This window comes from Flavobacterium microcysteis, assembly GCF_006385255.1.
GTDB classification, from domain to species: Bacteria; Bacteroidota; Bacteroidia; order Flavobacteriales; family Flavobacteriaceae; genus Flavobacterium; species Flavobacterium microcysteis.
This window is the reverse complement of the sequence record NZ_VFJE01000043.1, coordinates 1-10,946: the sequence shown is the minus strand read 5'-3', so window position 1 is coordinate 10,946 and position 10,946 is coordinate 1. Positions and strand designations below refer to the sequence as shown.

Sequence of the window (10,946 nt, the reverse complement as noted above, 5' to 3'; positions counted from 1 at the left end):
TTAACAACAACATTGTTCCAGATTTCGCTACTACATTGGCATTCTGCAACGGAGCTACAGTACCTGCATTACAGGCAACTTCGCCAAACGGAATCACAGGAACATGGAGCCCGGCAACCATAAGCAATACGGCTAGCGGAAATTATATATTCACTCCAAGTGCAGGACAATGTGCTACAACGGCTACCTTGAACGTAACCATTAACAACATTATCACACCAAACTTCCCTACAGCGTTGAACTATTGTAGCGGAGCTGTTATTCCAGCCTTGCAGGCAACTTCTCCTAACGGAATTACGGGTACATGGAGTCCCGCTACAGTAAGTAACACGGCTAGCGGAAGCTATGTGTTTACACCAAATGCAGGACAATGTGCTACAACAGCTACGTTGAATGTGACTATCAATACTAATATCACACCGAATTTCCCTACTACATTGACTTTCTGTAACGGAGAAACAGTTCCAGCATTGCAGGCAACTTCTCCTAACGGAATCACAGGAACCTGGAGTCCGGCAACGATAAGCAATACGGCTAGTGGAAATTATATATTCACTCCAAGCGCAGGCCAATGTGCTACTACTATGACATTAAGAGTGACTATTACGCCTCGAATCGTGCCAAACTTCCAAACAACAATGACAATTTGTAATGGAAGTACCGCTCCTGTATTGAATACGACTTCTCCTAACGGAATCACAGGAACATGGAGTCCGGCAACGATAAGCAATACGACTAGCGGAAACTATGTGTTCACGCCAAATGCGGGACAATGTGCTACAACGGCTACTTTAACTGTGACGGTTACCAATATTATCTTACCGGACTTCCCTACTACACTGACTTTCTGTAGCGGTGATACGGTACCAGCACTTCAGGCGACATCGCCTAATGGAATTACTGGAACATGGAGTCCTGCAACAATAAGCAACACGACAAGCGGGAACTATGTATTTACGCCTAATGCAGGTCAATGCGCTACCAATACGACTCTTGCAGTTACTATCAACAGTCTGGCTTTGCCTGCCATAACCGGACCTGGCGCAGTGTGTATTTCAAATAGCATCCTACTTTCTCATACTACTCCTGGCGGAACCTGGTCGAGTAACAACACCAATGTAGCAACAGTTGATGCAGCCGGAAATGTTACCGGAGTTAGTGCAGGATCAGTAATGATTATCTATACTGTAAACAATGGTACTTGTACCGCATCGGTCAGAAAGCCTATAACGATTACTTCACCACCAAAGCCAGTTCTTAAAGATGGTTTTATCTGTGTAGACAATCAAACCGGAGCTTTTATTTCTACTGTTAATTTATATTCTCAGATTCCAAATGCCAATCATAGTTTTGTATGGACCCGAAACAATAACCTTCTTCCTACTACGACCAACACACACGTTGCGGTCGAACCAGGAACTTATGAAGTAGTGGTTACGAACCTTATTACCGGATGTACAGCAACAGCAACAGCAACCGTAGGCACTTCGTCTATTGCAGTTGCAGAAGCTACAGTGGGAAGAGATTTTAATAAAAACCAGATTATTACGGTTAACGTTACAGGTGGCTCAGGACAATATGAATTCCAACTGAATGGCGGCCCACCACAGACAAGCAATCAGTTTACGAACATTTACGAAGGCGAGTATGAAATTACCGTAAGAGATACCCAAGGATGCGGATTGATTACACTTACAGTATATGCCTTGAATTATCCATATTATTTTACGCCAAATGCGGATGGTTATAATGATACCTGGAACATCGACGGGCTTTCCAACCAGCCAGAAGCTACAATTTATATTTTCGACCGCTACGGAAAACTAATCAAGCAAATTTTTCCTTCATCTGCAGGATGGGACGGTACTTATAACGGACATGCCCTACCTGCAACAGATTACTGGTTCAAATTGCTTTATAAGAGCCGTGACGGAGTCAATAGAGAATTTAAGGCGCATTTTGCCCTAAAAAGATAATGCTCTAATTTGTTTTTGTTACTTAAAATACCACAACATGAATTTCATCAAACCAAAGAGGTACGAAGATGTCGTATACAATATGGATCAGGTGTACAAAATTGAAAAACTAATTGACGAATATGAATTTCATTTTAACAATGGAAGAGTTATTAATGTAAAGGCATCCCTTGTGAGCAACAAAATCAAAAAGCTATTCGATACGAAGTATAAAAAGAAAAATCCTACAGAATCTATAAAAACATCTAAATAAATTCCATAACTTGAATGAAATCAGTCTAAATTAGGCTTTTTTTTAACCTATTTTAAGTTCTTTAATTTGATAAAGAGCAAATTTTAAAGTAAGTTTGTAGAACCCTAATCTATTACTTAAAATTACAAAAAAATCCCTTTTACCACGAGGGTGAACGTTATGGAATACAATAAGACACATGCTCTGGACAACGGCGTTTCAGTAGTACAAAGCATCATGCGCAAATTTAAAGTGTATGCCGACCGATATTATAAGTACTCTTTTCCCGAAGAAGCTTTTTTTAAAGAGATTGCTGAAAAGTGCATAAGTGATGCTTTTGGTGCCAATCATAATGAATCTTTCACAAAAGCAAAAATCAGAGAACTTTGGGGGTATGTCAAAAAACAAGCCCTGAATTATATACTCAATGTTGAAGCAGAGCTGGATAAAGAATTTCCAAATCACGGACAGCTTAGTTTTTATGCTTTTAAGTTAAACTGCAAAACCGACAACCTAAAAGATAAGGTTACTGCCTTTAAGTCACAGTTTACTGACGCAGAAGATTTTATTTCCCGATAATACAATCCAGATTTATTACTATAGAGCTCCCTTTGGGAGCTTTTTTATTGACCGAAAACTTTATATCAGGACAAATTTCATAAATCACTACTTTTCCTCTTTGCGACTCTGCACCTTTGCGAGCAATTATTTTTCACGCAGAGACGCAATTTACATAAATCCTTTAATCGCATTGATAAAATAAGGAGAATCATTCCATTGGATCTTGCGATAATTGAAGTCCTTCCTGAGCGTATCTGGCAGGCACTCCCAAATAGCCCGGCTCATTTTTTCCAGCAGTAATTTTTTAGAAAATGTGTCTGAGACTACCAGGCTAATTTCACGAATAGGCTTCGGTTCTTTGAATGGCTTAAACAGATGTTTTTCTCTTTCGTTAAGTATGGAAAGTTCAGGTAGGATAGCAAAACCGAGCTGTGCCCTTACTAAATTTTTTAATGTTTCTATAGAACTAATGTCATAAGAGAATTGTTCGCTTATTTTACGGTCTTCCTTTATGTCACAGATATCGAGAAGTTGCGCATTATAACAATATTCATTTTGCAGCAGCAAGAGTTCCGGTTTGTCGCTGGCCTGTAGTTCGTAAAAATCTTTACCGGCAAACGGATGGTTTTCGTTAAGATAGGCTACAAAAGGCTCATTAAATACATGGTGCTCTTTCAGATTCGGATTTCCTGTGGGAGTAGCCATAAGCGCCACATCTAACGCTCCTGTTTCAATATCATGCATCAATTGACCGGTAGAAGCTTCATGAATAACAAAATGCATTTTAGGTGCTGCTTCTTTCATTGATTTTATAAATAATGGCACCAGATAAGGCGAAAGTGTGGAAATGACGCCCAGCTTTACTTCCCCTTCCAGGTCGTTTTTTTCATTGATTACAAAATCACGGATCTCATTGACTTCACGGAGTATCTTTTTAGCTCTTGCGATAATCTGTGTTCCTAATTTTGTAGGTGTCAATGGCACTTTTGTACGGTCAAATATTTTAATTCCTATTTCTTCTTCAAGATTTTTCAGTTGGATGGTAAGTCCGGGCTGGGTAACATTACAGACTTCTGCAGCCCTTGCAAAATGGCGTTCTTCGTCTAATGCTACGATGTATTTTAATTGCTGGATAGTCATACATTATAATTTAATTTTATAAAGGTAAAAAATTATCAATTTGATTTATAATTAAACCCGCTATAAATTTGTACCATCAAATCAAAACAATTATAACTTAATAATTTACATCATGAAAAAATTAGCAATAGCAGCCGTTGCGGTATTGAATGCAACACTAGCAGTAAGTCAAATCGATCCGTCATTAGCAGGTAGCTACAGTATCGAAAAAAACACTCGTGAATTCTTAAAAGCCGTTCACGGAAATTCAGGTCCGCAACTTTATGAGCTTTCTATCGAAGATGCCCGAAAAGTATTAATCAATGCACAAACTGGAGATTATAAAAAATTACCAGCCGATATTGAAAACAAAACGATTACCCAAGATGGAAAAACCGTTTCCATCCAAATTGTAAAACCAAAAGGTTCAAAAGAAAAACTTCCGGTACTAATGTATTTCCACGGTGGCGGATGGGTTTTAGGAAATGCTTTTACACACGACCGATTGATTAGAGAATTAGCGGTTGGCGCCAACATAGCGGTTGTTTTTGTAAACTATACTCCTGCTCCCGAAGCCCGATTCCCAATCGCAAACGAAGAAGCTTATGCAGCAACCAAATGGATTAAAGAAAACGGCGCTTCCATTGGACTAAATCCTTCTAAATTAGCTGTTGGTGGCGATAGCGTAGGTGGTAATATGGCAATTGCCGTAACACTTATGGCAAAAGAAAGAAAAGGTCCTAAAATTGATTTCCAATTGCTTTTTTATCCGGTAACCGATGCCGATTTCAACACGACTTCCTATCAGCAGTTTGCCAACGGACATTTCCTGACACTTAATGCGATGGTGTGGTTCTGGAATATTTATGCTCCTGAAAAAGCAACAAGAAACCTGATTACAGCTTCTCCTTTGAGAGCCGATATTGAAGAATTAAAAGACTTGCCAGAGGCTTTGGTCATTACTGCAGAAAACGACGTATTGCGTGATGAAGGCGAAGCTTATGCTAAAAAACTAAATGCGGCTGGTGTAAAAGTTACAGCTACACGATATATTGGAACGATTCACGACTTCGTCATGTTAAACCCAATTACAGAAACTCCGGCTCCTAGAGCAGCAATCAAACAAGCTGTAGATGCCCTAAAAGAAAAACTAAGCAAATAATTAAAATAACGAATAACAATTAAAATTTAGAAATCATGAAATTTATAAGAAAAGCAAACGCAAATTGGCAAGGTACAGGAATGGAAGGAAAAGGAACCATCAGTACACAAAGCACAACTCTAAACAACACCCAATTATCTTTTAAGACACGTTTTGCAGAAGGTGTAGGAACAAACCCTGAAGAATTAATCGCAGCGGCTCATTCCGGATGTTTTACCATGCAATTGAGCTTTTTACTAAGCGAATTGAATTATGTACCTACTGACTTAAATACTGAAGCAGTACTTACTTTTGAAGATGGAACAATTACTAAAATCCATTTGGAATTAAATGGTGTTGTTCCTGGAATTTCTGAAGAAGAGTTTCAAAACATCGCTTTAAAAGCGAAAGAGATTTGTCCGGTATCTAAAGTTTTGAAAGCTGAGATTACTTTGGGAGTTTCTTTGAGGAGCTAAGATGCAAAGCGGCTAAGGCGCTAAGGTACTGAGGTACTAAGTGGCTAAGTTTGGGGAGTAATTCTGAATAAAAAAACCGTGCTGTAAAAGCACGGTTTTCAATTTTAAAACTATCTAAACATTACATGGCTGTGATGATAAATTCGCTTCTTCTGTTCTGTTGGTGTTCCTGTTCTGTACATTCTACACCATCAGCACATTTATTAACTAACTGGGTTTCGCCATAGCCTTTACCTGTAATTCTTTCTTTGGCAACTCCATCCTGAACCATCCAGTCGATGGTAGATTTTGCTCTGCGGTCAGAAAGTTTCAGGTTGTATTTGTGCGTCTGGCGGCTGTCTGTATGCGAACGAACATCTACTTTCATATTCGGGTATTGTTTCATTACATCAACGATTTTAGCCAAATCAATAGCTGCATCCGGACGAATATTCCATTTATCAAGGTCAAAGTAGATAATCTTAATGCCGAATGTCTTAGCTAAATCAGTTCCAACGGTAATCTGCTTAACCGGTTTATCCAATTCGATAGAAAGGTCTGTTTCTCCAGATTCTTTCGGGATAATGGCTTTTAGTTCGTTTGGCGTATAGTCTTTGCTTTCCGCTTTTACATAATACACATTACCACATTCTACATCAAAGCTGTATTTTCCTTCGTGGTCAGCATAAATGGTTTTGATTACCTTAAACGAGGCATCTGACAGCGTTACTCTTGCATTGGCTATAGGAAGTCCTGTTTCTTTATCCGTAATCGTTCCTGATAGCAATTGCTCGCATTTCAGCTGTCTTGTTTCCTGAAATTTGTAAATATCGTCATAACCTTTTCCGCCATCTCTGTTAGAAGAGAAAAATCCAAATCGGGTTTTAGTATCGATTATAAAAGCAAAGTCATCTTTTGGTCCGTTAACCGGAGTTCCTACGTTTTTGATCTCTCCATAACTTCCGTCTTTGTTGATCTGAGTTACAAAAACATCCAGACCTCCTAATCCAAGTTGTCCGTCAGAAGCGAAATACAATTCGTTTTCGTCTGTAACATATGGAAAAGTTTCACGACCTTCCGTATTGACTTGTTTCCCCAGATTTTCCGGAGTTCCAAAACTACCATCAGCATTAATTGCCACTTTAAACAAATCCGACTGACCTAGAGTTCCCGGCATGTCTGACGCAAAATACAAGGTTTTTTCATCTGGACTCAAAGCAGGGTGTGCCGTACTGTAATTGTCACTTGTAAAAGGCAATTCTGTTACGTTTACCCATTTTCCTTTTTCAAGAGTAGCTTTGTAGATTTTCAACAATGTTGCCTTGTCGCTGTTCTTCCCTCTTTTTCCTTTGTTATAGTTATTTCGGGTGAAGTACACCGTTTTTCCATCTTTAGTAAAAACCGGAGTAGCCTCATTGAACTTCGTATTCAAAGAAGTATTGAATTGTTCCGGCTCCAACATAGAACCATCCGAACTGATTTCAGAAGCATACAATTTAGTAAACGACTGGTTTGTCCATTGGTGTTTTCTGTTGAAAAGACCACCCGTATCTCTTGCCGAAGCAAAAACGAGCTTGTTGTCGAAAAAAGCAGTTCCGTAATCGGAATATTCTGAGTTGATATTGATATTTTCTACTTTATACCGACCCGAATTGGCTTTTATTTCTTCCAAATAGTCCTTGTGCTTGGTGTACAACTGCGCTCTTAAATCGGCCGCATTCTTTTGGTTGAACTGCGACAACATTTCATTAGCCTTTTCATAATCACCAACTGATTTCAGGGTTTGCGAATAACGGTAATAGTATTCGGCATCAACCGGCTGGTTCATTGCGAAAAGTTCAGCATACCATTTGTTAGCTTTGTCTAGCTCTGCATTGAAATAGTAAGCATTTCCCAGCTTTTGGAACAGGTCTACTGATTTGTATCCTTTTTCCGCTACTCTTTCATACGTTTTGATTGCATCGACATAAGCATATTTCTCATACTGCTTATCAGCAGCTGCGAGCCTGGCTTCTTGTGCCTGGGCAGTTAATAAAGAAAAGACTGCCAAGACTGTATATAATTGTTTTTTCATAGTTGCTGCTTTTAGAAGAATCTTGGAGAGGTTACTTTGTTGAATTTGCTGAATAATTCGAAACGAAGGAAAACCTCATGCGAACCTGAATTGTAGTTGGCAAGCTTTGTCGTTTCCATATCATATCCATAGCCTACAAATAGTCCATCTGTTATCTGGAATCCTGCCATAGCACTCACAGCGGCATCCCATCTCCAGGCAACTCCAAGCGTCAGCTTGTCATTGAAAAGAAAGTTTCCTGAAAGATCAGCCTGAAGCGGTGCTCCGTTTACGGCTTTCATCAAAAAGGCTGGCTTGAATTTGATACTTTGGCTCAAATCGAAAACATAACCTCCTATCAAATAGAAATTCATTCTTTCTTTATTTACAGCTACTGAATTGTCATCGTATCGGTTCGTTTCAAAAAAGTTCGGTACCGAAAGTCCCAAATACATTTTATCAGAATGAAAATAAGCTCCTGCTCCAAGGTTTGGCGTGAAGTTATTATTCAGATTCATTAATCGAGGATCTCCCTGGTCTGCCGGATTCAGCTTATTAACATCCAAATTGAACATATTGGCTGTTGCCTTAATTCCGAAAGACAACTTGAATGTTTCTGATGTCTTAACGGTATATGATATGTCTGCAGAGATTGCATTTTCATCTGTAGGTCCTATCCTATCGTTTACAAATGACAATCCCATTCCAAAATTAGTCCCATTGATAGGCGTGTTGATTGCAACAGTATTGGTCACCGGAGCTCCATCCAAACCAACCCATTGCGTTCTGTGAAGTCCGAAAACGCTAAATACGCCTCGTGAACCTGCATAAGCGGGATTGATATTGATGGTATTATACATATACTGCGTGTATTGCGCATCCTGTTGTGCAAATGCGCTTGCACCTACAAGAATCCAGACGAAAAGTATGATTATTTTTTTCATTGGTTTAATTTGTTTTATCCTGGGAACCCATTCCGATTCCCAGGAATTTAACTTTATCTGCTTAAGTATAAATAGCCGCTTTTCTCTCTTACAGTACCATCTTGTTTTTTATATTTCAAGATGTAGAAATAAGTACCATCAGGTAATCCTTCTGATTTGTTTACTGTAACCCTTCCTTCTGAGTATCCTCTAAAGGCTTTGTCATTGTTGTTATAGCCACTTGTTTCGTAAACTACAACACCCCAGCGGTTAAAGATCTCTACTTTGTTGTCTGGATAGCATCCTAATCCTCCTATGTATAAAAATTCGTTGCTGCCATCATTATTTGGAGTAACTACATTGAATACATTGATTGTACATCCTTCAATTTCGACAATCGTAGGGTTGTTTCCTGTGTTGTCTGTGTGATCAGAAGCATCTGTTGTTTCTTCATCCAACGGACTCTTACCTGAAACAAACGCCTGGTTAGAAACACTTCCTGCATTGATATCAGCTTGCGTGATAGTATAGATAGCTGTAAATGTTGTGCTATCACTTGCTCCAACAGCAAGAGTTATTGGACCTCCACTTACAACAACTCCCGGTAGCGGATCTGTAACAGTTACATCGCTCAAGCTTACGTTACCTGTATTGGTCACTGTAAAGTTATAAGTGATGGTCTCTCCTACTTCTGCGATTCCGTTGTTATTGCTATCATTGAAAGTTGCTGTCTTAATCAGCGCAATGCCTGGATTTTGCTCAATAACTGTAACTGTACAATCTGGACAAGTTGGTTCGTATAACGGATCGTTCGGATCTATCGGAGATGGATCTTGCGATTCCACATCGATTGGATTTCCGGTCGGATCTGTACCTTCTGCCAATGCTAAGTTGTAAACTGCTCCTAATTCAATATCAGCTTGTGATATTGTATAAGTTGCCGTGAACGTTGTTGAATCAGTGGCTTGTGGTGCTAAAGAAGCAATAGGCCCGCCTGAAACTGCAACTATAGGATCGGTTACAGTAATATTTGTAATGGTTACGTTTCCAGTATTTTTAACCGTAAAGCTATATTGGATAACATCTCCAACATTTACGATTCCGTCATTGTTTGCATCCTGATATACACCTTCTTTGAATAATTCAAACTTAGGATTTTGAGGCAATACAGTTACAGTTGGATCGTCATTTCCTGGCAATGTAGGGTCATTACTATCTGAGTCATCCGTAATTGGTGTTCCTACTACCGGAGTAGCAGTTACCAATGCCTGGTTGTTTACAACTCCTGCATCAATATCAGCTTGTGTAAACGTATAGACTGCAGTAAATGTAGTTGAATCAGTAGCACCTGCTGCTAAAGTTGCAAGAGGTCCGCCCGTTACAGCTACCAAAGGATCGGTTACCGTAATGTTTGTCAATTCCATAGTTCCGGTATTGATTACCGTGAAATTATAAGTAATGCTTTCTCCTACTTGTGCAAATCCGTCTCCGTTTGCATCATTGAAGGTTCCTTGCTTGATAATCTCAACACCTGGTACCTGAACCAAAATTGTTACTATAGCCGTATCGCAATTGGTTGGGTTCAATACTTCACAAATGCTGTATTCTAACGTATATGTTCCAGCTGGTGTTCCAGGAGCAACAGTTATTGTTCCGTCAGGATTTAATGTCAACGGAGCATCTGCATTTACAGTTGTCAATGTTACTTCTGATGGAATAACTGCTACGCCATTCAGCGTATCGTTAGCAAATACGTTTCCAGCATTTGCCATTCCTTCAGTTCCGTTTACAATCGTACCGCTAAAATCATCATTTACGGCATCAATTGGAGCCGGGTTAACAATTATAGTTACTGTAGCCGATTCACAATTTGTTGGATTTAATATCTCACACAATTGGTATACGATAGTGTAGGTTCCAGCAGGAGTCTGTGGGTCTACGCTTACCGTTCCTGTTGCTGGATCTAATTCCACGCCTGGATTAGTTGATGGAGTCGTTACCGTTACAGTTACTTGCGATGGGATAACCGGAACACCGTTTAAGGTATCGTTATCCAATACGTTCACTACATCAGGGTTTCCTTCATATCCGTTAACCGGAGTCGGGTTATCATTTACCGCATCGATTGGTGCTTCTTCCACCACTACGGTTACTGTTGCAGAATCGCAGTTAGTTGGGTTTAATATCTCGCACAATTGGTATACGATAGTGTAGGTTCCTGCAGGTGTCTGTGGGTCTACGCTTACCGTTCCAGTTGCAGGATCTAATTCCACGCCTGGATTAGTTGATGGAGTCGTTACCGTGACAGTTACTTGTGATGGGATAACCGGAACACCGTTTAAGGTATCGTTATCCAATACGTTTACTACATCAGTGTTTCCTTCATATCCGTTAACCGGAGTCGGGTTATCATTTACCGCATCGATTGGTGCTTCTTCCACAACTACAGTTACCGTTGCAGAATCACAATTAGTTGGGTTTAATAT

Annotated in this window: 9 protein-coding genes; 5 read left to right on the top strand and 4 right to left on the bottom strand. The window is 39.6% G+C overall.

The window, feature by feature from the left end:
• From FJA49_RS00100 to FJA49_RS00090, 3 genes are all read left to right on the top strand, one after another.
• The coding region (locus tag FJA49_RS00100) for a T9SS type B sorting domain-containing protein (RefSeq protein WP_139997583.1) at positions 1 to 1,976 on the top strand (1,976 nt) is incomplete at its 5' end.
• Between the two features lie 37 nt (positions 1,977 to 2,013).
• Positions 2,014 to 2,229 (top strand): hypothetical protein, encoded by a 216-nt coding sequence (locus FJA49_RS00095; protein ID WP_139997581.1) that lies wholly within the window; start codon positions 2,014 to 2,016, stop codon positions 2,227 to 2,229.
• Positions 2,230 to 2,388: 159 nt separating this feature from the next.
• Positions 2,389 to 2,787, top strand: coding sequence for a hypothetical protein (locus FJA49_RS00090; protein WP_139997579.1), 399 nt, complete (start codon positions 2,389 to 2,391; stop codon positions 2,785 to 2,787).
• A 150-nt stretch (positions 2,788 to 2,937) separates the two neighbouring features.
• Here the strand turns inward: FJA49_RS00090 and FJA49_RS00085 are convergent, their stop codons facing one another.
• Positions 2,938 to 3,909 carry a hydrogen peroxide-inducible genes activator gene (locus FJA49_RS00085; RefSeq protein WP_139997577.1) on the bottom strand — a complete coding sequence of 324 codons (972 nt, stop codon included), beginning with the start codon at positions 3,907 to 3,909 and terminating at the stop codon, positions 2,938 to 2,940.
• Positions 3,910 to 4,021: 112 nt separating this feature from the next.
• On the opposite strand from FJA49_RS00085, the gene FJA49_RS00080 reads away from it, so the two are divergent.
• Positions 4,022 to 5,050, top strand: a complete 1,029-nt coding sequence (locus FJA49_RS00080) for an alpha/beta hydrolase (protein ID WP_139997574.1) — start codon at positions 4,022 to 4,024, stop codon at positions 5,048 to 5,050.
• 35 nt (positions 5,051 to 5,085) lie between these two features.
• On the top strand, positions 5,086 to 5,505 hold the full coding sequence (locus FJA49_RS00075; protein ID WP_139997572.1) for an OsmC family protein: 420 nt from the start codon (positions 5,086 to 5,088) through the stop codon (positions 5,503 to 5,505).
• A gap of 121 nt (positions 5,506 to 5,626) precedes the next feature.
• On the opposite strand, the gene FJA49_RS00070 is transcribed toward FJA49_RS00075, so the two are convergent.
• From FJA49_RS00070 to FJA49_RS00060, 3 genes are all read right to left on the bottom strand, one after another.
• Positions 5,627 to 7,558 (bottom strand): OmpA family protein, encoded by a 1,932-nt coding sequence (locus FJA49_RS00070; protein WP_139997570.1) that lies wholly within the window; start codon positions 7,556 to 7,558, stop codon positions 5,627 to 5,629.
• Between the two features lie 11 nt (positions 7,559 to 7,569).
• A complete protein-coding gene (locus FJA49_RS00065) occupies positions 7,570 to 8,481 on the bottom strand; it encodes a PorP/SprF family type IX secretion system membrane protein (RefSeq protein ID WP_139997568.1) in 912 nt (303 codons plus the stop codon).
• Positions 8,482 to 8,534: 53 nt separating this feature from the next.
• Positions 8,535 to 10,946 (bottom strand): DUF7507 domain-containing protein (locus tag FJA49_RS00060; protein ID WP_139997566.1); only part of this gene is annotated, 2,412 nt, incomplete at its 5' end.